Annotated in this window: 22 protein-coding genes; 8 read left to right on the top strand and 14 right to left on the bottom strand. The window is 67.5% G+C overall.

Annotated elements, in window-relative coordinates; genetic code table 11:
• Positions 1-7 precede the first annotated feature (7 nt).
• From ABCN56_RS15810 to ABCN56_RS15780, 7 genes are all read right to left on the bottom strand, one after another.
• Positions 8-253 carry an acyl carrier protein gene (locus ABCN56_RS15810; RefSeq protein ID WP_343081786.1) on the bottom strand — a complete coding sequence of 82 codons (246 nt, stop codon included), beginning with the start codon at positions 251-253 and terminating at the stop codon, positions 8-10.
• Positions 250-1488, bottom strand: coding sequence for a dihydrolipoamide acetyltransferase family protein (locus ABCN56_RS15805; protein WP_343081785.1), 1239 nt, complete (start codon positions 1486-1488; stop codon positions 250-252). Before ABCN56_RS15805 ends, ABCN56_RS15810 begins: the two co-directional genes overlap by 4 nt.
• 3 nt (positions 1489-1491) lie before the next feature.
• Complete coding sequence (pdhA, locus tag ABCN56_RS15800; RefSeq protein ID WP_343081784.1) at positions 1492-3492, bottom strand: pyruvate dehydrogenase (acetyl-transferring) E1 component subunit alpha; 2001 nt, start codon at positions 3490-3492, stop codon at positions 1492-1494.
• The gene (gene acsA, locus ABCN56_RS15795; RefSeq protein WP_343081783.1) at positions 3489-5237 is read right to left on the bottom strand and encodes an acetate--CoA ligase; all 1749 of its coding nucleotides are present in this window, start codon (positions 5235-5237) and stop codon (positions 3489-3491) included. The genes pdhA and acsA overlap by 4 nt, the downstream gene beginning before the upstream one ends.
• 83 nt (positions 5238-5320) lie before the next feature.
• Entirely contained in the window at positions 5321-5518 is a 198-nt protein-coding gene (locus ABCN56_RS15790; protein WP_343081782.1) for a heavy-metal-associated domain-containing protein, read from the bottom strand.
• A 50-nt stretch (positions 5519-5568) separates the two neighbouring features.
• Entirely contained in the window at positions 5569-6225 is a 657-nt protein-coding gene (locus ABCN56_RS15785; protein WP_343081781.1) for a Fe2+-dependent dioxygenase, read from the bottom strand.
• 6 nt (positions 6226-6231) lie between these two features.
• The gene (locus ABCN56_RS15780; RefSeq protein WP_343081780.1) at positions 6232-7041 is read right to left on the bottom strand and encodes a hypothetical protein; all 810 of its coding nucleotides are present in this window, start codon (positions 7039-7041) and stop codon (positions 6232-6234) included.
• A gap of 137 nt (positions 7042-7178) precedes the next feature.
• Here ABCN56_RS15780 and ABCN56_RS15775 point away from each other — a divergent pair, with 137 nt between their 5' ends.
• Entirely contained in the window at positions 7179-7754 is a 576-nt protein-coding gene (locus tag ABCN56_RS15775) for a hypothetical protein (RefSeq protein ID WP_343081779.1), read from the top strand.
• 12 nt (positions 7755-7766) lie between these two features.
• Here the strand turns inward: ABCN56_RS15775 and ABCN56_RS15770 are convergent, their stop codons facing one another.
• A complete protein-coding gene (locus ABCN56_RS15770) occupies positions 7767-8048 on the bottom strand; it encodes an acylphosphatase (protein ID WP_343081778.1) in 282 nt (93 codons plus the stop codon).
• Between the two features lie 121 nt (positions 8049-8169).
• Between ABCN56_RS15770 and lepA the strand changes: the two genes are divergently transcribed.
• Together lepA and ABCN56_RS15760 are read left to right on the top strand one after the other, a co-directional pair.
• Complete coding sequence (gene lepA / locus ABCN56_RS15765; protein ID WP_343081777.1) at positions 8170-9969, top strand: translation elongation factor 4; 1800 nt, start codon at positions 8170-8172, stop codon at positions 9967-9969.
• An 82-nt stretch (positions 9970-10051) separates the two neighbouring features.
• Positions 10052-10447, top strand: a complete 396-nt coding sequence (locus tag ABCN56_RS15760) for a putative zinc-binding protein (protein ID WP_343081776.1) — start codon at positions 10052-10054, stop codon at positions 10445-10447.
• A 48-nt stretch (positions 10448-10495) separates the two neighbouring features.
• Here ABCN56_RS15760 and ABCN56_RS15755 read toward each other — a convergent pair whose 3' ends face one another.
• Positions 10496-10642 carry a hypothetical protein gene (locus ABCN56_RS15755; protein WP_343081775.1) on the bottom strand — a complete coding sequence of 49 codons (147 nt, stop codon included), beginning with the start codon at positions 10640-10642 and terminating at the stop codon, positions 10496-10498.
• 271 nt (positions 10643-10913) lie between these two features.
• Here ABCN56_RS15755 and ABCN56_RS15750 point away from each other — a divergent pair, with 271 nt between their 5' ends.
• Positions 10914-11093: a hypothetical protein gene (locus ABCN56_RS15750; protein WP_343081774.1), complete on the top strand. Its 180-nt coding sequence runs from the start codon at positions 10914-10916 to the stop codon at positions 11091-11093.
• A 75-nt stretch (positions 11094-11168) separates the two neighbouring features.
• Positions 11169-11468, top strand: a complete 300-nt coding sequence (locus tag ABCN56_RS15745) for a hypothetical protein (RefSeq protein WP_343081773.1) — start codon at positions 11169-11171, stop codon at positions 11466-11468.
• Here ABCN56_RS15745 and ABCN56_RS15740 read toward each other — a convergent pair.
• Entirely contained in the window at positions 11465-12220 is a 756-nt protein-coding gene (locus ABCN56_RS15740) for an alpha/beta fold hydrolase (protein WP_343081772.1), read from the bottom strand. The two genes, ABCN56_RS15745 and ABCN56_RS15740, sit on opposite strands and share 4 nt — an antisense overlap.
• Positions 12221-12336: 116 nt before the next feature.
• Here ABCN56_RS15740 and ABCN56_RS15735 point away from each other — a divergent pair, with 116 nt between their 5' ends.
• Complete coding sequence (locus ABCN56_RS15735; RefSeq protein ID WP_343081771.1) at positions 12337-12684, top strand: hypothetical protein; 348 nt, start codon at positions 12337-12339, stop codon at positions 12682-12684.
• Positions 12685-12726: 42 nt separating this feature from the next.
• On the opposite strand, the gene glyA is transcribed toward ABCN56_RS15735, so the two are convergent.
• Both glyA and ABCN56_RS15725 read right to left on the bottom strand, forming a co-directional pair.
• Complete coding sequence (gene glyA / locus ABCN56_RS15730; protein ID WP_343081770.1) at positions 12727-14022, bottom strand: serine hydroxymethyltransferase; 1296 nt, start codon at positions 14020-14022, stop codon at positions 12727-12729.
• 106 nt (positions 14023-14128) lie between these two features.
• The gene (locus ABCN56_RS15725) at positions 14129-15586 is read right to left on the bottom strand and encodes a multicopper oxidase family protein (RefSeq protein WP_343081769.1); all 1458 of its coding nucleotides are present in this window, start codon (positions 15584-15586) and stop codon (positions 14129-14131) included.
• Between the two features lie 114 nt (positions 15587-15700).
• Here ABCN56_RS15725 and ABCN56_RS15720 point away from each other — a divergent pair, with 114 nt between their 5' ends.
• The gene (locus ABCN56_RS15720) at positions 15701-16489 is read left to right on the top strand and encodes an NAD kinase (protein ID WP_343081768.1); all 789 of its coding nucleotides are present in this window, start codon (positions 15701-15703) and stop codon (positions 16487-16489) included.
• Between the two features lie 73 nt (positions 16490-16562).
• On the opposite strand, the gene prpE is transcribed toward ABCN56_RS15720, so the two are convergent.
• Positions 16563-18455, bottom strand: a complete 1893-nt coding sequence (gene prpE, locus ABCN56_RS15715; RefSeq protein ID WP_343081767.1) for a propionate-CoA ligase PrpE — start codon at positions 18453-18455, stop codon at positions 16563-16565.
• A gap of 121 nt (positions 18456-18576) precedes the next feature.
• Positions 18577-20859, bottom strand: coding sequence for an NADP-dependent malic enzyme (locus ABCN56_RS15710; RefSeq protein ID WP_343081766.1), 2283 nt, complete (start codon positions 20857-20859; stop codon positions 18577-18579).
• 138 nt (positions 20860-20997) lie between these two features.
• On the opposite strand from ABCN56_RS15710, the gene ABCN56_RS15705 reads away from it, so the two are divergent.
• Positions 20998-22086 (top strand): cupin domain-containing protein, encoded by a 1089-nt coding sequence (locus ABCN56_RS15705; RefSeq protein WP_343081765.1) that lies wholly within the window; start codon positions 20998-21000, stop codon positions 22084-22086.
• Positions 22087-22098 lie beyond the last annotated feature (12 nt).

The following is a 22098-nucleotide window of genomic DNA, read 5'->3' as shown; positions in this document are numbered from 1 at the left end:
GAATTGCTCAGCCCAGCCGCGCCGCCAGGTATTTCGCCGCGAGGTTCAGCGTCGCGATCTGCGGGTAGTCCGTCTCGGGGACATTGACGCCGAGCCGCTTGTGCAGGGCCTCCACGAGGTTCAGGAAGTCCATCGAATCGATTTCCAGGTCGTCCTGCAGATGGTCGTCCGGCCCGACGTCGGAGGGAGCGATGTCCGGCGCGACCTTGGTCAGCTCCTCGATGAACGCCTTGCGGATTTCTGCGTCGGTCATAGTGCCTCCGGTTCCTGCAACAGTCTGTCGATCTCGGCGAGGAATTTCGCCCCCCGCCGCCCGTCGCTTACCCGGTGGTCGGCCGACAGCGTCACCGTCACCACCGCGCGCGGCGCGATCTTCCCATCCACGATCCAGGGCCGCTCCACCGGCGCGCCGAAGGCGACGATGGAGACCTGCGGTGGATAGATCACAGCCGTCATCGCCTCCGCCCCGGTCTCTCCCATCGAGGAGACGGTGATCGTGCCGTCCGTCATCTCCGACGAGCGGAGCCGCCCGGTCCGCGCCCTTGCAACAAGGTCCTTCATGGCCGCCATCAGGTCTTCGAGCGTTATCCCTTCCGCATCATGGATCGCCGGTGCGATCAGCCCGCCGCCCCGCAGCGCCACCGCCACGCCGGCGTGCACCCCCTTGGACGGCTCGAACCCGTCGGCACCGTATTGCCCGTTCATCTCCGGCACCTTCGCGGCGGCGAGCGCGGAGGCCTTCACGAACAGGGCCCCCATCAGCACCCGCTCTTCCGGCGGACGATCGGCATTCCGCGCGGCAAGCCAGTCGGTCGCCTTCTGAAGGTCGACGGTCTGCGTCAGGTAGTAATGTGGAATTTCACGCTTCGACCGCGCCATCGCGTTGGCGATCGCCACCCGCATCTGATCGAGGTCGAGCCCCGGTTTCGCCTTGGGCGGGGCCTCCGCCTTCGCCGCCGCGGGAGCGGCGCCGGAGGGCGCCTCGACGTCCGCCAGCACGATCGCGCCGCCGGGCCCGGTGCCGGTTATCCCGGACAGGTCGATCCCGCGCTCCGCCGCCAGCGCCCTCGCGGCGGGCGAGGCGGGCGGGGCTTCGCCCGGGACATGTGCGGGCGGCTTCGGCGGGGCCGGGGGCGGGGCTTTTGCAGGGGGCGGAGCTTTCGCTGCGGGTCCGGGCGCGGGCTCAGGTTTCGCCTCGGGCTCGGGCTTCTCCTCCTTCGGGGGAGGGGGCGCGGCCTCCGCCGGCGCCTCGCCCTTGCCCCGGATCGTCGCCAACGGCGCGCCGACGGCGAGCGTCTCACCCAGTTCCGCTTCGAGGCTTTCGACCATGCCCTCCTCGAAGCATTCGATCTCGATCGCGCCCTTCTGTGTTTCGACCACCGCCACGACGTCGCCACGCTTCACCGCGTCGCCGGGCTTCACCATCCATTCGACGAGCTTGCCCGATTCCATGTCGGCGCCGAGCGAGGGCATGGCGAAGACGGCCATGGTCTAACCCTTCCCCACCGCCGCCTTCGCGGCGGCGACGATTGCCGGAACCTGCGGGATCGCTGCGTCCTCCAGGTGCTTCGGATAGGGGATCGGCACCTCCGCCGAACAGACGCGGCCCACCGGTGCATCGAGCCGCCAGAAGACGCCTTCCATGATCCGCGCGGACACCTCGGCGGCAAGCGAGCCAGATCGCCAGCCCTCGTCCACCACGACCGCCCGGCGGGTCTTCGAGACGGAGGCGAGGATGGTTTCCTCGTCGAGGGGACGCAGGCTGCGCAGGTCGATCACTTCCGCGTCGATGCCATCCCTGGCAAGTTCCTCGGCCGCCTCCAGCGTCTTGAAGAGTGACCCGCCATAGGTGATGAGCGAGATGTCCTTGCCCTCGCGCCGCACCGCAGCCTTGTCGATCTCCACCGCGCCGGCGTTGGCCGCGATCTTTCCGGCCATGTTGTAGAGCATCACGTTCTCGAAGATCAGCACCGGGTCCGGCTCCTGAAGCGCGGTCAGGAGCATCCCGCGCGCATCCTCCAGCGTCGCCGGGGCGAGCACCCTCAGCCCCGGGATATGCGCGTACCATCCTTCCAGCGAATGCGAATGCTGCGCGGCAAGTTGCTTGCCCGCACCGGTCGCCATCCGGATCACCACGGGGATGCCGAACTGGCCCCCCGACATGTGCCGGATGGTGGCGGCGGTGTTCAGGATCTGGTCGAGCGCCAGCATCGAGAAGTTGACGGTCATCAACTCCACGATCGGCCGCATCCCGGCGGCCGCCGCGCCGATCCCGGCGCCGGTGAAACCGGACTCGGACAAGGGCGTGTCCCGGATCCGGTCCTCGCCGAACTCCGCCATCAGGCCCTTCGAGACCGCGTAGCAGCCGCCGTAGGCGCCCACGTCCTCGCCCATGAGGAACACGCGCTCGTCGGCGGTCATCGCCTCGCGGATCGCCTGCTTGACACATTCCCGGTAGGTCGTGTCCTCCATCTCCCCGGATGGTGCGGGGGGCTTCGGCGGTGCCGGCCGCTCCTCGGCCATGACATGCCTCGTCAGGTCCTCCAGCGGCTCCCACTCGCCTTTTTCGGCAAACTCCACGGCTTCCGCGATCTCTGCATCCGCCTCCGTCTCGATCTTCGCCACGTCCTCATCGTGGATCAGCCCGTTCTCCAGAAGCCAGGTCTGGAACCTCAGGATCGGGCCCTTCTGGCGCCACTCCTCGACCTCGGCCTTGTCACGGTAGAGCTGCGCGTCGAACATCGAATGCGCCCGGAACCGGTAGGTCCGGCATTCGAGGAAATGCGGCCGGCCCGTCTCGCGGATCTTCGCGACCGCCCGCCGCGCCGCGGCCTCCACCGCGACCACGTCCATGCCGTCCACGACCTCGCTTTCGATCCCGTAGGCGGCGGCCTTGGCGTGGATGTCCGTCTCGGCCTCCGTCCGCGCCAGAGCCGAGCCCATCGCATAGCCGTTGTTCTCGCAGACGAAGAGCACCGGCAGGTCCCAGAGTTCCGAAAGGTTCATCGTTTCGTGGAACTCGCCCTCGGCCACCGCACCTTCGCCGAAGAAGCAGGCCGTGACCGTCTTCGCCCCCGTCATCCTGTCGGCAAGGCCAAGCCCCGCCGCCAGGGGCAGCCCCCCGCCCACGATCGCGTTGCCGCCGTAGAAGTTGCGCGCGGCGTCGAAGAGGTGCATGGACCCGCCCCGACCGCCGGAGCAGCCATTCGCCTTCCCGAACATCTCGGCCATCGTGACCGTCATCGGAACGCCGCGCGCCAGTGCGTGGCCATGCTCGCGGTAGGTCGCGACGATCCGGTCCTCCGGGCCGAGGACGGGGATCACCCCCACCGCCACGGCCTCCTCGCCGTCATAGAGATGCAGGAACCCCCGGATCTTCTCCTTGGTGTAAAGTTCCGCGCATTTGTCCTCGAACCGGCGGATACGGATCATCCCGCGCAGAAGTTCCAGCACATGGTCCCGCGTCAGATGCGGCTTCAGGTCAGCGCTCATTTTTCATCCGACTCCAGCGTGGAAATGTCGCCTTCGGGCAGTCCAAGTTCGCGGGCCTTGAGAAGCCGCCGCATGATCTTGCCCGACCTCGTCTTGGGCAGCTGCTTGCGGAACACGATCTCGCGCGGGGCCACGGCGGGGCCGAGCTTCTTGCGCGCATGTCCGCGGATCTCGCGTTCGAGTTCCTCCGAGGGCTCGAAGCCCGGCTTCAGCGCGACATAGGCCTTCACCACTTCGCCCGCCGTCTCGTCCGGGATGCCGATCACGGCGGCCTCGGCCACCGCGTCATGCTCGATCAGCGCGCTTTCCACTTCGAAAGGCCCGATCAGGTGGCCCGAGGACTTGATCAGGTCGTCGGCGCGGCCAACGAACCAGAAATACCCGTCCTTGTCCTTCATCGCGAGGTCGCCGGTCAGATACCAGTCCCCGACGAAGCACTTGTCGTAGCGCGCCTGCTCGTGAAGGTAGGCCCGCATCATCGAGGGCCAGCCGGGCCGAAGCGCCAGTTCTCCGATCTCGCCCGGCTTGCACTCCTCGATGCCGCCATCGTCCCGCGACACGATACCGGCCTTGATGCCCGGCAGCGGCATCCCCATCGAGCCGGGGCGAATGTCCATCGCCGCCGTGTTGGCGATCATGATCCCGCCAGTCTCGGTCTGCCACCAGTTGTCGTGGAAGGGGCGGCCGAAGACCTCTTTGCCCCAGACGACGCCTTCCGGGTTCAGGGGCTCGCCCACGCTCGCCATGAACCTGAGGTTCGAGAAATCGAAGGGTTCGGCCGCCTCCTTGCCCGCCCGCATCATCATCCGGATCGCGGTGGGGGCCGTGTACCAGACCTGCACCTTCTCTTCCTGGAGGATGCCGTACCAGCGTTCGAGGTCGAATTCCGCCTCGTCGACGATCATCGTCACCCGGTTCACGAGCGGAGAAATGATGCCGTAGGATGTCCCCGTCACCCAGCCCGGGTCGGCGGTGCACCAGTAGATGTCGCCGGGCTTCAGGTCGAGCGCGAAGCGCCCCGTCGCGACATGGCTCATCACCGCGCCGTGGACGTGGACGGCGCCTTTGGGCCGGCCCGTGGTGCCCGAGGTGAAATGGATCAGCGCCATGTCGTCTTCGGTCGTCCGTGCCGTGTCGAACTTGTCCGACGCCGCCGCCATCGCGGGCTTGAGCGCCACGCAGCCCTCCGGCGCATCGCCATCGTCCACGATCAGCACCAGCCTGAGCGAAGGAACTTCCTCCCGCCAGGCGGCGACCTTCTTGCGATAAAGCGATTCCGTCGTGACGAGGACGTTGCCCTCGCCGATCTCCATCCGGGCCTTGATTGGTTCCGGGCCGAAGGCCGCGAAGAGGGGGGTGAAGGTCATCCCGGCCTTCAGCGTGCCAAGCGCCGCGGCGTAAAGCTCCGGCACCCGGCCCATCAGGCCATAGACCCGCTCGCCCGGCTTCACGCCGTTCGAGACGAGGACGTTGGCGAACCGCGCCGCGTCGGCGGCCAGCGAGGCATAGCTCAGGTCCCTCCGCGTCCCGTCCTTGCCGAGCCACCGGATCGCGACCTGGTCGCCATGCCCGGCCGCGACGTGCCGGTCCAGCGCCTCGTGCGCGATGTTCAGACCGCCGCCCGGCAAGCCGTCCAGCATCGCCCGAGCGTCATCCCAGGAGAACTCCGCCCGCGTCCGCTCGGGATCAGGCATGTTGGCCGACGCCCTGTCGGCAGCGCTTTTCGTGATCGTTGCCCAAGCCATGATGTTCCTCCCGTGGGAGGAAGGCTAAGCCCGGCAGCGCAAGGCGGGCATTGACCTGCATCAAGCCCGCGAGGACTGTGTCCTCAGCCGGCGACCTCGGCCTCGTAGCCCTCGGCGCGCAGCGCTTCGATCAGCCGGGCCGGGTCGGCCGAGGTCTCCACTTCCGCCACGCGCTCCGTCAGGTCGATCGCGACCTTCGCCGAGGGGTCCTCGGCCGAGATCGTCTTTTCCACGACCGCCTTGCAATGGCCGCAGCTCATGTCCGGAATCGAGAGTTTCATCGGCGCCCTCCGTGGTCACGCTCCCTAGATCGCGCCGCCGCGCGGCGCCGTCAAGTCGCCCACATCCTGAGAAGGTTGGACCGGCTCCTCTGCAGCCGCAGGATCTGCGCCTGGTCGCCGCCCCGGTCCGCCTCGGCCGCGATGGCTGCATCCAGGTCGAAGAGAATCTCGCGCTGGGCGGGATCGCGCACCCAGCTCGTGATCCAGCCGACGATGGCCAGGCGTTCGCCCGTCGTGACCGGCTCGACCCGGTGCAGCGTGTCGGACGGGTAAAGGATCGCCTGCCCCGGCGGGAGCTTGAAGCCGCGTTCCTCCACCCGGTCCGCGACGACGAGCGCGCCACCCTCGTAGCTTTGCGGGTCGGACAGGAACAGCGTGAAGGACAGGTCGGTGCGCGCGCCCGCCATCAGTGCGTCATCGACGTGAAGGCCGTACGCCTGCCCGCCCGCATAGCGCGACACGGCAAGCCGCGCGAAGGCTTTTGGGCGTGCGGCCGACTGAACGACGGGATGGGCGCGCAGCGCCGCCTCGACCTTGGCCAGGACCGCGTCACGCTCTGGCGAGGCCGCGGCCTGGGCGTTGTTCTTGACGCCCCGCGCCAGCGGTCCTGCCGTCTTCCGCCCATCCTCGAAGGGAAGGGCGGCCGCAGCGTCGGTCAGCGCGGCGAGGGTCGGGCCGTCGAAGAGCCCCTCGATCAGGTGGAACATCTCGGCTCAGCTCCGCAGCCGGTAGGACGCCAGCTCGATCCGCGCGGCCGCGCCCAGAAGCACCGAGACATCGCCCGGCACTTTCGTCGCGGAAACGCCGGGCAGCTGCTCGGCCGCCGGTTCGAGCGCCGCCAGCCCAGCCTCGGCCGCCCCCGCCACCGTCGCGTCCGACGATGCCGCCAGAGCCTGAAGCCGGCGCTTCGCCACTTCCGCAAAGCCCCAGGCATCCCGGTATTCCTGTGGCGCAGTGACCTCGCCATCGGTCAGCGAAGCTTCGTAGTCCGCCGCTGCAATGCGCACCAGCGTCTCGACCGCCTTCATGGCGTTGGCAGGCTCCGCGCCGGCCTGTGCCGCCGTTATCGCCGCCAGAACCGCATCGGCAAGGGCCGACACCTCGGCCGCGTCGCGGCCTTCCCTGACTGCTGCGGCGAAGGCTTCGGCCTCGGCCTCGAACTGGGCCGCGCCGTGTTCGTTCAGGTCATCTTCGATGTCCTCGTAGTAGGCGTGGTGCGACTGTTCCAGATGCTCCTGCGCCGCCGCCACGTCGCCCTCGGCATAGAGCGCCGCGACGATCACATGGGCCGCCTCGAAGAGACCCAGTTCCGAGAGGAACTCCGCATCGCCTTCAAGCGCCGCGACCGCCGCGCCTTCGCCGCCCTCTCCGCCCTCGGCGGGAGCGGCCTTCGTTTCGTCGCTCTGGCCGCCGCTGGCCAGCACCGGGCCCGCCGCGAGCGCGCCAATGGTCACCATCGTGGAGGCGATCAGCCAGCGCCTTGGCACCACCAGCCGCACCTTCGTTTCATTGTCGTCAGACATCGCGCGTCTCTTCCTGAGTGTTTTGGTCGGAATAATTCTCGGCGCCAACATTGTCAAAGTGTTTTTATCGGGAATTCCCGCTCCCGCTATTCGCGTCGACGCTGTGTTTCGTCGTGAGTCCGAGCTATCCTTTCACTATGGCACGACGCTGGATCATTGCCACCGCGGCAGGCGAAGCCCTCGGCATCGCCGGTGTCTCCCTCGCCTATGCCGCCTCCGGTCGGGGTCTTCTGCCTGAAGCCCCGGCGATTCTCGCCGCAGGGGCATGGGAGGGCGCCTGTCTCGGCTCCGCTCAGGCTCTCGTTCTCGCCCGCCGCGGTGTTTCCGCTCCCCGATGGATCGGCGCGACCGTCACCATCGCCGTCCTTGGCTACGCGGGCTCCCTCGCCGCCGGGACGGGCGGAGGCGCTTCCGACGCTGCCGCTCCGCCGCTTCCGGCGATGTTTGCCGCCGCGGCCGCCCTTGGCGCGGTTCTCGGGGCCCTCATGGGATGCGTTCAATGGGCCGCCGCCGGACATCGTATCGCCTTCCGGCCCTGGCTCTGGCGTTCGACGCTCGGCTGGGCCCTGGCAATGTGCGCGATCTTCGCGGGCTCCGCCATCGTGACGGACGCCTGGCCTCTTGCCGCCATCGCTCTCACCGGAGCCGGCGCCGGAGCACTCGCGGGCCTCTTTCTGGGCGCCGTCACTGCGCCGGCGGTTCCGAAAGCCTGACCGTTTCGAACCTTACCTTACGATCTGGAACCCGTGGAGTTCTGCGGGCGCCTCGACCTCCCGCGCCTCGACCTTCTCGACCCTTGCCGCCGGGGGGCCGTCATGAAGCGCCTCCAGCATCCCCCGCACCGCCTCCTCCGGGCCGGAGAGCAGCGCGGTCACCGAACCGTCGGTCTCGTTGCGAACATGGCCCCGCAATCCGCGCGCCAGGGCCTCTTCCTGCGTCCAGGCGCGGAACCAGACACCCTGCACCCGGCCCTCCAAGCGCACGGCGACAGTTTTCTCGTCTGTCATCACTTCTCCCCCACCCTCCGTTTCGCTTATACAACAGCGCAACGCACAAGGCTCCATCCACGCCGGTCATGCCCATCAGGCCCGCTTGACCGCCCATCAATTCCCGATCATATCCGCGCCCATGACCGAGCTCGCCCAGATCCGCAACTTCTCCATCGTGGCCCATATCGACCACGGCAAATCCACGCTCGCCGACCGGCTGATCCAGCTGACCGGAACCGTGGCCGAACGCGACATGAAGGCCCAGCTTCTCGACTCGATGGATATCGAGCGCGAGCGCGGCATCACGATCAAGGCCAACACCGTGCGGATCGAGTATCCGGCGCGGGACGGCAAGAAATACGTCCTGAACCTGATCGACACGCCCGGCCACGTCGACTTCGCCTACGAGGTCTCGCGGTCGATGCGCGCGGTCGAGGGTTCGCTCCTCGTCGTGGACGCGACGCAGGGGGTGGAGGCGCAGACGCTGGCCAACGTCTACCAGGCCATCGACGCGGATCACGAGATCGTCCCCGTCCTCAACAAGATCGACCTGCCCGCCGCCGACCCCGACGCGGTGAAGGCCCAGATCGAGGACGTGATCGGCATCGACGCCTCCGAGGCGATCCCGATCTCCGCCAAGACCGGCCTCGGCATCCCCGACGTGCTCGAAGCCATCGTCCAGAAGCTGCCGGCGCCCAAGGGCGACCGCGACGCGCCCCTGAAGGCGATGCTGGTGGACAGCTGGTACGACCCCTACCTCGGCGTCGTGGTCATGATCCGCGTGATGGACGGCGTGATCCGCAAGGGCGATCGCATCAAGATGATGCAGACCGGCGCTGTCTACGGCATCGACAAGCTTTCCGTCCTCAAGCCCCAGATGGTCGACATCGCGGAGCTTGGCCCCGGCGAGATCGGCGTCTTCACCGCCTCGATCAAGCAGGTCCGCGACACCCGCGTCGGCGACACGATCACGCACGAGAAGAAGCCCTGCGACAAGGCGCTTCCGGGCTTCAAGCCCGCGCAGCCGGTGGTCTTCTGCGGCCTCTTCCCCGTCGACGCCGCCGACTTCGAAGGCCTGCGCGACGCGATCGAGAAGCTCGCCCTCAACGACGCCTCCTTCAGCTACGAGATGGAGACCTCGGCCGCGCTCGGCTTCGGCTTCCGCTGCGGCTTCCTCGGGCTGCTCCACCTCGAGGTGATCCGTGACCGGCTCGAACGGGAATACGACCTCGACCTCATCACCACCGCGCCCTCGGTGGTGTTCCACCTCCACATGCGCGACGGCGAGGTGCGGGAGCTTCACAACCCCGCCGACATGCCCGACCTCACCCATGTCGACCACATCGAGGAGCCGCGCATCAAGGCGACCATCATGGTCCCCGACGACTACCTCGGCGACGTCCTGAAACTCTGCCAGGACCGCCGCGGCATCCAGATGGACCTGACATACGCCGGTTCCCGCGCGATGGTCGTCTACGACCTGCCGCTGGCCGAGGTTGTCTTCGACTTCTACGACCGGCTCAAGTCCGTCACCAAGGGCTACGCCAGCTTCGACTACCAGATGATGGGCTACCGCGAGGACGCCCTCGTGAAGATGTCGATCCTCGTGAACGACGAACCCGTCGACGCGCTCTCGATCATGGTCCACCGCGACCGGGCCGAATCCCGCGGCCGGGTGATGTGCGAGAAGCTGAAAGAACTCATCCCCCGCCACATGTTCAAGATCCCGATCCAGGCCGCGATCGGCGGCCGCGTGATCGCCCGCGAGACCATCGCCGCGCTCCGGAAGGACGTGACCGCCAAGTGCTACGGCGGCGACGTGACCCGGAAGAAGAAGCTTCTGGAGAAGCAGAAGGCCGGCAAGAAGAAGATGCGCCAGTTCGGGAAGGTCGAGATCCCGCAGCAGGCGTTCATCAATGCGCTGAAGATGGACAGCTGAGCCGGACCGGACTGCGGCCTTTTGTCCTGCGGGCGGAGTCGATCGACGCTGATAGCGTCCTCCCGATTCAAGGAGGACTGCCATGCCGTCGCGCGATCATCTGCCGCTCGTTTATTCCTGTTCGGGCTGTTCCAGCGCCGCGCAGATGGCCAACCATCTGGCCATCCAGCTTGACCGGCGCGGGCTCGCCGAGATGTCCTGCATCGCGGGTGTCGGAGGCGACGTGCCCAAGCTCGTGCGGATCGCCAAGTCCGGCCGCCCGGTCATCGCGCTCGACGGCTGCGCGCTGGCCTGCGTGAAGAACTGTCTTGCCCGTCAAGGTGTGGCGCCCGACCGCTACCACCTCCTGTCCGATCTCGGCGTCCGCAAGCGCTACGGCATGGATTTCGATCCGGAGGAGGCGGCGCAGGTGCTCGCGACCATTGCCGAAGGTCTGGCCGTCGGTCCCGAATCGGCGGACGCGGGGTCTTCGGCCTGACGGCCCACGTGGCCAACGTGCGCACCGGCACTGTCCCGCGGCCGTGGCTCAGAACAACCCGTCCCCGCCGCCCTTCTCCTCCATCACCTCGTCGGCCACCACCGCCCCGGCGCCGGCGATGACCAGCGGGGCGCAGCCGGATAGCGCCGTGCCCGCCGCCATCATCGCCAGGACCATCCAGAGTTTCTTACCCATCGACTTCCTCCCTCGCCCTTCCGGCTGAAATCATCCGTGGCGTCCTTGTCCTCGTGACAGCCGCGCCCGGTCGAATCGAGGCTAGCGCAGGCGGCGCGCTCTGCCCAGTATTCTTCAACGTTTTCGAAAACATAGCCTCCGGCCCGCCGCGCCGGGCGCGGCCGTGCAGGCCGGACGACCTGTCGCACCAGCGGCTTGACCCAAATCAACGCCCCGCGTCCCGCTCCGCAGCATCGTCCCGCCGTCCGCAACGGTTTCGGAGCTTCCGCGCATGACGCGTCTTTTCTTCCTGATCTATTCGCTCGCCGGAACCGTGCTGGCCGGATCCGGCCTCATCGCCGTGCTTGTGATCGGCTGGGTGGACCTCACCTCCATCCTCCTGGGCGCGGGGATCGGCGCGGCCGCCGCGGTTCCGGTCGCCTGGGGGATATCGCGACGCCTCGCCGCCTGAAACGGGGCCCCGATGGGACAGGGTCGCGCGAAGATCGCGGTTGCGGAGTTGCGCGGCCTCACGCATGATCAACCTATGCGTGTTCTTGCCCCCCTCGTTCTTCTCGCCGCCTGCGGCGCATCGCCCGCCCCGGAGTTCTTCGGGGCGGCCCGGCATCAGATCACCCTGTCGGGGATAGACTTCGTGGTCCTTCACAAAGACGACCGGGCGGAGGTCGTCCGCCTCGGTTACCTCACGCGGAAGGAACGCGCGCCGGTTCCGCGGCTGATGATCGAGGCCGCCGAGAGCGCGACGGGCTGCCGGGTCATCCCGGACTCGGTCGTCACGGGGCTTCCCGGCGATACCGGTGAGGCGCGGATGGACCTCGCCTGCTAGCCCAGGAACGCCCGCACCGCCGCCTCGAACTCCCTTGGCTTCTCGGCGTGGAGCCAATGCCCCGCGCCGGGGATCTTCGCGAATTTCGCGGCGGGGAAGAGGCTCTTGATCGCCTCCCGGTACTCGGGCTTCACGTAGTCGGACAGCGCGCCCGAGAGGAACAGGGTGGGCCCGTCGAACCGGCCGCCGGTTCCCGGCCAGCCGACGATTCGCGCCATCTCGCGTTCGAGAACGTCGAGGTTCAGCCGCCAGCGCCCCGCCTTGACGTCAAGCGACTGCAGGAGGAAGGCGCGCACCGACTTGTCCTCGACGGAGGCCGAAAGCCGACGGTCGGCCTCCATCCGGGTGTCGAGGCCGGAGAGGTCCAGCCCCCGCATGGCCGCGACAAGATGGTTCTGGGAGTGCCCGTAGGCCACGGGCGCGATGTCGGCGACGACGAGCCGCCGGACAAGCTCCGGGCGCGTTAGCGCAAGCTGCATCGCGGCCTTGCCGCCCATGGAGTGCCCGAGGACGTCCGCCTCGCCGGCTTTCGCCGCGATGACCTCTGCGAGGTCGCCCGCGAGGTCCGCGTAACCGTGGCTGTCGAGCCAGGGGCTTTCGCCGTGGTTGCGCATGTCCACCGCGATCACGCGGCGATCTTCCGACAGCCGTTTCGCGATCGCGCCCCAGTTCCGCGCAGAGCCGAACAGCCCGTGCGCGATCAGGAGCGGGGGGCGCTCCGTCTCCTCTCCGTGGATGACGCAAGTCAGCATGGGCCTCTCGTAGCGTAGCCCGGCCGCCCGCGCCAGAGCGGTTGAGCGGCCCTCTGGCCCGGGTTAGTCTTCCCTTACGGTTCGCGAGGGGCGTGGCGGTTGTGACTGTTGAGGAAATGGCCGACGAGGTCGCGGCGCTCATGGCGGACCGGCTGCGCATTCGCGGTTCCGGGCTCGCGGAAAAGCTCCGGCATTCCCGGCGGGTGCTGCCCCGACGTATCCGGCAGGAGGCCGAGATGCTCGCCCGCGCCGCCTACCAGACGCAGGTGCCGAAGCTCGCCCATCAGCTCGACCGGGTGCGGATCGAGAAGGCCCACGCCGCCTGCCTGAAATACCTGAAGCCACTGGGCGCGACGGAACGCACCAAGGATCTGGTTCTCGCCATGATGGGGGGGATCGCGCTCGCGGTTCTCGGAACCTTCGCGCTCGTGGTCACCGTGCTGGTGTGGCGCGGCTACCTCTAGAGAAAGGCGGGCGCCCTCTGGCGCCCGCCCCTACTGTTCGGATCAGAGGCCCGGGTAGAGCGGGAAACGGGCGCAGAGCTCCGCGACCTCGGCTTTCACCTTGGCTTCGACGGCGTCGTTGGAACCCTCACCGTTCGCGGCAAGACCGTCCACGACCTCGACGATCCAGTCGGCGATCTGGCGGAACTCGGCCTCGGTGAAGCCGCGGGTGGTGCCCGCCGGGGTGCCGAGACGAACGCCGGAGGTCACCGTCGGCTTCTCCGGGTCGAAGGGGATGCCGTTCTTGTTGCAGGTGATGTGAGCGCGGCCGAGAGCCTTCTCGGTCTCGTTGCCCTTCACCTTCTTCGGGCGCAGGTCGACCAGCATCACGTGCGTGTCGGTGCCACCGGTGACGATGTCGAGCCCGCCCTTCATCAGCTGGTCGGCCAGAGCCTGGGCGTTGAGGACGACCTGACGCGCGTAGGTCTTGAATTCCGGGCGCAGCGCCTCGCCGAAGGCCACGGCCTTGGCGGCTATGACGTGCATCAGGGGGCCGCCCTGGATGCCCGGGAAGATGGCCGAGTTGACCTTCTTCGCGATCTCTTCGTTGTTGGTCAGGATCATGCCGCCGCGCGGACCGCGAAGGGTCTTGTGCGTCGTCGTGGTCGCGACATCGGCGTAGGGGAACGGCGAGGGGTGCATGCCGCCGGCGACGAGACCGGCGAAGTGCGCCATGTCCACCATGAGGTAGGCCCCGACCTCGTCAGCGATCGCACGGAAGCGCGCGAAGTCGATCACACGCGGAATCGCCGAGCCGCCGGCGATGATCAGGCGCGGCTTGTTCTCTTTCGCCAGACGCTCGACTTCGTCGTAGTCGATGCGGTTGTCCTGGCGGCGCACTCCGTACTGGACCGCGTTGAACCATTTGCCCGACTGGTTCGGGGCCGCGCCATGGGTCAGGTGACCGCCGGAAGCGAGGTTCATGCCGAGGATCGTCTCGCCGGGCTTCAGGAGCGCGTTGAAGACGCCCTGGTTCGCCTGGCTGCCGGAATGCGGCTGGACGTTCGCGAACGAGCAGCCGAAGAGCTGGCAGGCGCGGTCGATCGCAAGCTGCTCGGCCACGTCGACGAACTGGCAGCCACCGTAGTAGCGCTTGCCGGGGTAGCCCTCGGCATACTTGTTCGTCATCACCGATCCCTGCGCTTCCATGACGGCGGCAGAAACGATGTTCTCGGACGCGATCAGTTCGATCTCGTCGCGCTGGCGGCCAAGCTCGTCCTGGATGGCGCCAAAGAGTTCAGGGTCGCGGGACTTCAGGCTTTCGGTGAAGAATCCGGCGTCGCGTTGCGGGGCGTTCATAAGGCGTCTCCTCCTGGCGGGAACACACGCGCTCTTTAGTCGAGGAGAGGGGGGGCGGAAAGGGCGGAATCCGACGCAATCGCTGTGATTGGCGAAACATGGCCTCTCAGACGACCGTGAATTGCCCCATCATGCCCCCGTCTTCGTGTTCGAGGATGTGGCAGTGATACATGTAGGGCCGGTCCGGATCGGTGAAATCGGCGAAGCGGACCTGCACCGAAACGCTCTCTCCCGGCGCGACGACGACGGTGTCCTTGAGCCCCGCCTCGTGCGGCCCCGGCTTCTGTCCCGACCGGTCGAGGATGCGGAATTGCGTGTTGTGGATGTGGAAAGGGTGGAACATCGGTGTCGGGTTCTCGATCACCCAGGTCTCCGTCGTGTTGACCGGCACCACCTCGTCGATCCGCTGCGGGTCCATGGCCTTGCCATTGATGGCGAAGCCGCCGCCCATCATGCCCCTGCCCATCCCCATCCCGCCCATTTCGAGCACGAACCTGCGCGTCGTGGCAGACGCCTCGGGCTCCGGAAGATCCAGAAGCTTGTCGGGCATCGCCCCTGCCGCCCTCGCGGCGCCCGTGGGGCGCAGTTCCAGAAAGTCCGCGGTGCCGCGGCCGCCCATCATCCGCACTTCGGCGGAAAACACGTCCGCCAGAAGCGACACGGCCGCACCGTCGTCGCAGTCGACGACGATCTCGGCCCGTTCGCCCGGCGCCAGAATCGCCTCGGCCAGCTCGACCGGGGCCGGGAGGAGCCCGCCATCGCTCGCCACCTGCCAGAACCGGCGCCCGTCCGAGAATCGCAGGTTGTAAAAGGAGGCGTTCGAGCCGTTCAGCAACCTGAGCCGGATCCGCCCCGCCGGAACCTCCATGAACGGCGCGATGAGCCCGTTCACCAGCGCCGTGTCCCCGGCGATCCCGGCCATCGCGTCGTGCATGGAGAGTTCATAGGGCATCTGGAAATCGCGGGTGAACCTCCGGTCTTGCAGGACCAGCGTGAAATCGTCCTCGCCATGCGTCGAGGGCAGGGGAACCGCGTCGGCTTCCGCGTCCTCGACCCGGATCATCCCTGCCATCCCGGCCCAGACATGCGCGCCGGTCCGGTGCATCATGTGGCCGTGATACCAGTAGGTCCCGGCCCTTTCGCGCATCTCGAATTCGGGCGACCATGTGCTGGCGGGCGCGATCACCTGGTGCGGCCCGCCGTCGGTCGCGGCGGGCAGGTTCAGGCCGTGCCAGTGCAGTGTCATCGGCTCACCGAGGCCGTTCGCCACGTTCATGCGCACCGCATCGCCCTTCCGCACCTTCAGGATCGGGCCGAGGTAGGACTGGTTGAGCCCGATCGTGGCGGTCTTCTCGCCGGGAAAGAATTCCGTCTCTCCGGCGGCCACTGCAAGATCATAGACCCGCCGACCCTCCGCCAGCGCTCCCTCCAGAAGCGGAGGCATCACCAGTTGCGGCCGGGCACCCTGCGCGAAAGCGGGTCCCGCGCGGCCCAGCAGCGCGGGTGCGCCGAGCGCCGCGCCCAAGGCGGCAAGGGTCTGGCGGCGGGTCAGGCGGTTCGGCATGAATCGGTCTCCTTTCGGGCTTCCGGCCAGAATGACAGGCAAAGGCTGCCGCCGCAAAGGGTCCGGCGGCCATTCCGGATTGGGGGTTGAGTTCCTTCCGGCAAGCGCGGAACAATGCGCCCATCGGGCAGGGGGAAACGTGTGGTGCAGCGCATCCATTTCAGGGCAAGCGACGCCGAGGACGCGCAGACGGCATTCAAGCGCCTCGTCGCGCGCTATGGCAACGCGCCGATCGAAGAAGCCGACGTGATCGTCGCGCTCGGCGGTGACGGGTTCATGCTGCACACGCTGCATTCCACCGAAGGGCTGTCGCTGCAGGTCTACGGCATGAACTGCGGCACCATCGGATTCCTGATGAACGAATACGCGGAGGAGGGGCTGCCCGAACGGCTCGCCAACGCAGAGGAGGCGGTGGTCAACCCGCTCCGCATGCGCGCGGAGGACGCCCAGGGCCGCATTCATTCGGCACTGGCGATCAACGAGGTGAGCCTCCTGCGCGCGGGACCTCAGGCCGCGAAGCTCAGGATCAGCATCGACGGCAAGGTGCGGCTCGAAGAACTCGTCTGCGACGGCGCGCTGGTCGCCACGCCCGCGGGATCCACGGCCTACAACTACTCCGCCCACGGCCCGATCCTTCCCATCGGCTCGGATGTGCTCGCGCTGACCGCGATGGCGGCCTTCCGGCCCCGTCGCTGGCGCGGGGCGCTTCTGCCGAAGACAGCCAAGGTCCGGTTCGATGTGCTCGACGCGGCGAAGCGCCCGGTCATGGCCGATGCCGACGGCCGGTCCGTCCGCGACGTGCTCTGGGTCGAGGTCGCGACCGAACCGGGCGTCGCGCACCATATCCTCTTCGACCCCGGCCACGGGCTCGAAGAACGTCTGACGCGGGAGCAGTTCGTCTGAAGCCGTCACCGGGCGACGCAGACGGCGAAGAGCCGGCGGACGCCGAAAAGCGCCGCCGGCCCGCGAAGGCCGGTCAGGCCTTCGGGTATCCCAGTTCCTTGAGCGCCACCGCGATCTCGTCGAGGATCGCCGGGTCGTCGATCGTCGCCGGGGTCTTGAACGGCGCGCCGTCGGCGATCTTGACCATCGTGCCCCGCAGGATCTTGCCTGACCGCGTCTTCGGAAGCCGGTCGACCACGCAGGCGAGCTTGAACGCGGCGACCGGACCGATCTGGTCGCGCACCAGCTTCACGCATTCCTTGACGATTTCCTCATGCGGCCGGTTGCAGCCCTTGTTGAGGCAGAGGAAGCCCAGCGGCAGCTGACCCTTCAGATCGTCCGCGACCCCGATCACGGCGCATTCCGCGACGTCCTCATGGGACGCGAGGACCTCTTCCATCGCACCGGTCGACAGGCGGTGGCCCGCGACGTTGATGACGTCGTCGGTGCGGGCCATGATGTAGAGATACCCGTCCTCGTCGATGTAGCCCGCATCCCCGGTCTCGTAGTAGCCGGGGAAATGCTCCAGGTAGCTCTTGCGGAACCGCGCCTCGGCGTTCCAGAGCGTGGGCAGCGTGCCGGGGGGCAGGGGCAGTTTCACCGCGATGGCGCCGAGCGTGCCGGGCTTCACCGGGTGCCCGCCCTCGTCCAGGACCTGCACGTCGTAGCCCGGCATTGCGACCGAGGGCGAGCCGATCTTCACCGGCAGCTTTTCGATACCGAGCGGGTTCGCGGCGATGGCCCAGCCGGTTTCGGTCTGCCACCAGTGGTCGATGACCGGGACGCCCAGTTTCGCTTCGGCCCATTTGATCGTGTCGGGGTCCGCCCTTTCGCCTGCGAGGAACAGTGCCTTCAGAGACGACAGGTCGTAGTCCTTGACGAGCCTGCCCTCCGGGTCGTCGCGCTTGATCGCGCGGAACGCGGTGGGCGCGGTGAAGAAGCTCTTGACCTTGTGATCCTGGATCACGCGCCAGAAGGTTCCGGCGTCAGGCGTGCCGACGGGTTTGCCCTCGAACACGATGGTGGTGCAGCCGGCGATGAGCGGGGCGTAGCAGATGTAGCTGTGGCCCACGACCCAGCCCACGTCGGAGGCCGCCCAGAAGGTATCGCCCGCCTCGACATCGTAAATGTGCTTCATCGACCAGTTCAGCGCAACGAGGTGCCCCCCGGTCGCACGGACGACGCCCTTGGGCTGGCCGGTCGTGCCGGAGGTGTAGAGGATGTAGGCGGGGTGGTTCCCTTCGACCGGAACGCAGTCGGCTGGGGCGACGCCGTACTGGAACGCGTGCCAGTCGAAATCGCGCCCCTCGGTCAGCTTCGCCACTTCCTCCTCGCGCTGAAAGATGACGCAGAAGTCGGGCTTGTGCTGGGCCTGTTCGATCGCCGCGTCGAGGAGCGGCTTGTAGTGGACGACGCGCCCCGGCTCGATCCCGCAGGAGGCTGCGATGATCGCCTTCGGCTTTGCGTCGTCGATGCGCACGGCGAGCTCATGCGCGGCAAAGCCGCCGAACACGACGGAATGGATCGCGCCGAGACGCGCGCAGGCGAGCATCGCTTCCAGCGCCTCGGGCACCATCGGCATGTAGATGATGACGCGGTCGCCCTTCTCGACGCCCTTTTCGCGGAGCGCGCCGGCGAGGCTCGCGACGCGGGCCTTGAGCTCGGCATAGGTGATCCTGTGGATCGTGCCGGTGACGGGGCTGTCGTGGATGATCGCGGTGCGGGCGCCATGGCCAGCTTCCACGTGACGGTCGACGGCGTTCCAGCAAGTGTTCACGAACCCGTCCGAGAACCATTCGTAGAGCGGGGCGTTGTCGGCGAAGAGCGCTTTCGAGGGCTCCGTGTCCCAGTCGATCTCTTCCGCGGCGCGCATCCAGAACGCCTCGGGATCGGCCTTCCACGCGGCGTAGACGTCCTTGTACTGCATCCCTGTCCTCCTCGTCAGACTCGTGCCCGGTGTATCTTCCGGGCGCGGGTTGGCACAAGAATGTTGCGCGATTGTTGCGGCGCAGCATTTGCGCCGGATGTTATCGCTCGCAGGGTGGCGATCAGCCGTAATGGGCGACCGGAGTGCCGGCGACGGCCGACATGTTGAGAAGCCCGCGCGCCGTGATCGAAGGCGTGACGACATGCGCCCTGTTGCCCATCCCCATCAGGATCGGCCCGACCTCGATCCCGTTCGCCTTCATCTTCAGGATGTTGCGCACACCCGAGGCTGCATCCGTGTTCGCGAAGACGAGGACATTGGCCGCGCCCTCGAACCGGGAACCGGGGAAGATGCGTTCCCGCAGGTCCGGATCGAGCGCGGAGTCGATGTGCATCTCCCCATCATAGGCGAAGTCGGCCTCGCGCCGGTCGAGAATCTCCATCGCGGCCCGCATCTTCTGACCGGAAGCCGTGTCGAGGTTGCCGAACTGCGAATGCGAGCAGAGCGCCACCTTTGGCGTGATGCCGAAGCGGCGGGCATGGCGGGCGGCTCCGATGGCGGCGTCGGCCACCTGCTCGGGTGTCGGGTCGGGGTGAACCTGGGTGTCGGCGATGAAGAGCGGGCCATCCTCGAGGATCATCAGGGAAAGCGCGCCGACCGGGCGCAGACCACCCCGGGCGAGAACCTGGCGGACGTAATTGAGGTGCCACAGGAACTGGCCGAAGGTCCCGCAGATCAGGCTGTCGGCCTCGCCCCGGTGGACCATGACAGCGGCAATGGCGGTGGTGTTCGTCCGCATCACGGCGCGCGCAATGTCGGGCGTGACACCGCGCCGCGCCATCAGTTCGTGATAGGTGCCCCAGTAATCGCGGTAACGGGGATCGCTTTCGGGGTTCACCACCTCGAAATGTGTGCCCGGGCGGATCGGCAGGCCCGCGCGGTCGCAGCGCATCTCGATGACTTCCGGGCGACCGATCAGGATCGGCTTGTCGGTCGTCTCCTCGATCATGGCGTTCGCAGCGCGCAGGACCCTTTCGTCCTCGCCCTCGGCGAAGACGATGCGGCGCGTGGCGGTGGCTGCGGCCTCGAACACCGGCCGCATCAGGAGCGCGGAACGGAACACCGATCCGTCGAGCCTCTGCTTGTAGGTCACGAGGTCCGGGATCGGCCGCGTGGCGACGCCGGATTCCATCGCGGCGCGGGCGACGGCCGACGCCACCACGCCCATGAGGCGCGGGTCGAAGGGCTTGGGGATGAGGTAATCGGCGCCGAAAGACAGTTTCTCCCCCCGGTAGGCCGCGGCGGCCTCGGCCGAGGTGGTGGCGCGGGCCAACGCGGCGATCCCTTCGATGCAGGCGAGCTGCATCTCGTCGTTGATGGTCGTCGCACCCACGTCGAGCGCGCCGCGGAAGATGAAGGGGAAGCAGAGTACGTTGTTGACCTGGTTCGGGTAGTCGGACCGGCCGGTCGCGATGATCGCTTCGGGCGCGACGGAGCGGACCTCGTCGGGCAGGATTTCCGGGGTCGGGTTGGCGAGCGCGAAGACGATCGGGCGAGGCGACATCTTCGCGACCATCGCGGGCGTGAGGACACCGGGACCCGAAAGGCCGAGGAACAGATCCGCGCCCTCGATCACGTCGTCGAGTGTGGCGGGGGTATCGCCTTGCGCGAATTCCGCCTTCTGCGGCGTCATCTGTGCCTCGCGCCCCTTGTAGACGAGCCCCTCGAGGTCGCAGAGCCACACGTTCTCACGCTTGACGCCGAGCTTCAGGAGCATGTTGAGGCAGGCGATGCCCGCGGCGCCGCCACCGGTTGAGACGACCTTGATCTCGTCGAACTGCTTTCCCGCGACATGAAGCGCGTTCGTCGCGGCCGCGCCGACGACGATGGCGGTGCCGTGCTGGTCGTCGTGGAAGACGGGGATGTTCATCCGCTCGCGGCAGATCTTTTCGACGATGAAGCAGTCCGGTGCCTTGATGTCTTCAAGGTTGATCGCGCCGAAGGTGGGTTCCAGCGCGCAGACGATCTCCGCCAGCTTCTCCGGGTCGGGCTCGTTCAGTTCGATGTCGAAGCAGTCGATATTCGCGAATTTCTTGAAGAGGACGGCCTTCCCTTCCATCACCGGCTTCGATGCGAGCGCGCCGATGTTGCCGAGGCCGAGCACCGCCGAGCCGTTCGTGACCACCGCGACGAGGTTGCCGCGCGCGGTGAAGCGCGACGCGGCCGCCGGATCCGCCTTGATGTCGAGACAGGCTTCGGCCACGCCGGGGGAATAGGCGCGGGACAGGTCGCGCCCGTTGGCAAGGGGCTTCGTAGCGCGGATCTCGAGTTTTCCGGGCTTGGGGAATTCGTGGTAGTCGAGCGCCGCCTGACGCGCGTTCTCCTGCCTTGCTTCGTCGGCCATGCGCCCCTCCAGGGAAATTTGTTTAAGGTTAAACTATCTTTCCTCGTATCGGAAGTGCACTAAACCCGCGGCCCTTTCAAGGGGAACTTGCAAATCCGCTGCGCCGCGCTCAGGCTGGCGCCGCGGAGGAGAAGAGCCATGACCGAGACCCGTGCCGAGATCAGGTTGCCGACGACGAGCCTGGCGAAAGACCTGCCGTTCTTCACAAAGGTGCTGAAGATGCGGCTCGACATGATCTACCCGGCGGACAACCCGGCGATCGCCGTCTTTTCCGGGCACGGGCTCCGGGTGCGCCTCGATCAGTCGGCTGGGGAAGCACCCGGCACGATCCGCATTCTCACGGATGACCCCGACGGCGTCGCGGAGGGCGCGCGCGAACTGACCTCCCCCGGAGGAACGCGGGTGGAGATCGACGTCCTCAACCCGCCTCTGGTCCTGCCGCCCACCGAGCACGCCTTTGTCGTGCGCCGGCTTGCCGACCAGGCGCCCTGGATCATCGGCCGGGCGGGCATGCACTACCGCGACCTCGTGCCCTCGCGGCTCGGCGGCGCGGTGATCGCGAGCCACATCCGCATCCCCGACGGTGGTCCGGTGCCCGACATGGTGCATTTCCACAAGGTCGGGTTCCAGCTGATCTTCTGCTACAAGGGCTGGGTCGACGTCGTCTACGAGGACCAGGGCGGTCCGATCCGGCTGAAGGCCGGGGACTGCTTCATCCAGCCGCCGGAGATCCGGCACCGCGTGCTCGAAGCCTCGGACGGGATCGAGGTGATCGAGATCGGCGTTCCCGCCGAGCACATCACCGAGATCGACCATGAAATGACGCTTCCCACCCCCAATGTCCGGCCTGACCGCGAATGGCAGGGGCAGAAATTCGTTCACAACGTGGGCTCAGAGGCCGCGTGGGGGCCGTTCCGTTTGCCTGGCTACATCTGCCGCGACACGACGATCGCCGCGAACACGAAGAACGTGGCTGGCGTCCAGGTCGTCCGCAAAGGGGAGGGAGAGCCGCTTTGGGCGAAGCACGACGCCGACATCCTCTTCGGTTTCGTCATGGACGGGTCGATGACGCTTGAAGGCGAGGGGAAGGACCCCTACCGCCTCGGCGCGGGTGACGCCTTCGTGATCCCGCCGGGGATGTGGACGTGCTGGGCCGATCCGACGGATGAATTCGAGCTTCTGGAAGTGACGCTGCCCGGTACTTTCGCCACGGAAACGCGCGGCTGAGCTTGCATCGCG

The organism is Ostreiculturibacter nitratireducens, assembly GCF_032670585.1.
In the GTDB taxonomy this organism is placed as follows: domain Bacteria; phylum Pseudomonadota; class Alphaproteobacteria; order Rhodobacterales; family Rhodobacteraceae; genus Ostreiculturibacter; species Ostreiculturibacter nitratireducens.
This window is presented reverse-complemented; position numbering and strand designations above follow the sequence as displayed.

Coding starts and splice junctions, on each gene's coding strand:
- ABCN56_RS15810 (WP_343081786.1), bottom strand. CDS start 253: ATGACCGACGCAGAAATCCGCAAGGCGTTCATCGAGGAGCTGACCAAG.
- ABCN56_RS15805 (WP_343081785.1), bottom strand. CDS start 1,488: ATGGCCGTCTTCGCCATGCCCTCGCTCGGCGCCGACATGGAATCGGGC.
- pdhA (WP_343081784.1), bottom strand. CDS start 3,492: ATGAGCGCTGACCTGAAGCCGCATCTGACGCGGGACCATGTGCTGGAA.
- acsA (WP_343081783.1), bottom strand. CDS start 5,237: ATGGCTTGGGCAACGATCACGAAAAGCGCTGCCGACAGGGCGTCGGCC.
- ABCN56_RS15790 (WP_343081782.1), bottom strand. CDS start 5,518: ATGAAACTCTCGATTCCGGACATGAGCTGCGGCCATTGCAAGGCGGTC.
- ABCN56_RS15785 (WP_343081781.1), bottom strand. CDS start 6,225: ATGTTCCACCTGATCGAGGGGCTCTTCGACGGCCCGACCCTCGCCGCG.
- ABCN56_RS15780 (WP_343081780.1), bottom strand. CDS start 7,041: ATGTCTGACGACAATGAAACGAAGGTGCGGCTGGTGGTGCCAAGGCGC.
- ABCN56_RS15775 (WP_343081779.1), top strand. CDS start 7,179: ATGGCACGACGCTGGATCATTGCCACCGCGGCAGGCGAAGCCCTCGGC.
- ABCN56_RS15770 (WP_343081778.1), bottom strand. CDS start 8,048: ATGACAGACGAGAAAACTGTCGCCGTGCGCTTGGAGGGCCGGGTGCAG.
- lepA (WP_343081777.1), top strand. CDS start 8,170: ATGACCGAGCTCGCCCAGATCCGCAACTTCTCCATCGTGGCCCATATC.
- ABCN56_RS15760 (WP_343081776.1), top strand. CDS start 10,052: ATGCCGTCGCGCGATCATCTGCCGCTCGTTTATTCCTGTTCGGGCTGT.
- ABCN56_RS15755 (WP_343081775.1), bottom strand. CDS start 10,642: ATGGGTAAGAAACTCTGGATGGTCCTGGCGATGATGGCGGCGGGCACG.
- ABCN56_RS15750 (WP_343081774.1), top strand. CDS start 10,914: ATGACGCGTCTTTTCTTCCTGATCTATTCGCTCGCCGGAACCGTGCTG.
- ABCN56_RS15745 (WP_343081773.1), top strand. CDS start 11,169: ATGCGTGTTCTTGCCCCCCTCGTTCTTCTCGCCGCCTGCGGCGCATCG.
- ABCN56_RS15740 (WP_343081772.1), bottom strand. CDS start 12,220: ATGCTGACTTGCGTCATCCACGGAGAGGAGACGGAGCGCCCCCCGCTC.
- ABCN56_RS15735 (WP_343081771.1), top strand. CDS start 12,337: ATGGCCGACGAGGTCGCGGCGCTCATGGCGGACCGGCTGCGCATTCGC.
- glyA (WP_343081770.1), bottom strand. CDS start 14,022: ATGAACGCCCCGCAACGCGACGCCGGATTCTTCACCGAAAGCCTGAAG.
- ABCN56_RS15725 (WP_343081769.1), bottom strand. CDS start 15,586: ATGCCGAACCGCCTGACCCGCCGCCAGACCCTTGCCGCCTTGGGCGCG.
- ABCN56_RS15720 (WP_343081768.1), top strand. CDS start 15,701: ATGCGCCCATCGGGCAGGGGGAAACGTGTGGTGCAGCGCATCCATTTC.
- prpE (WP_343081767.1), bottom strand. CDS start 18,455: ATGCAGTACAAGGACGTCTACGCCGCGTGGAAGGCCGATCCCGAGGCG.
- ABCN56_RS15710 (WP_343081766.1), bottom strand. CDS start 20,859: ATGGCCGACGAAGCAAGGCAGGAGAACGCGCGTCAGGCGGCGCTCGAC.
- ABCN56_RS15705 (WP_343081765.1), top strand. CDS start 20,998: ATGACCGAGACCCGTGCCGAGATCAGGTTGCCGACGACGAGCCTGGCG.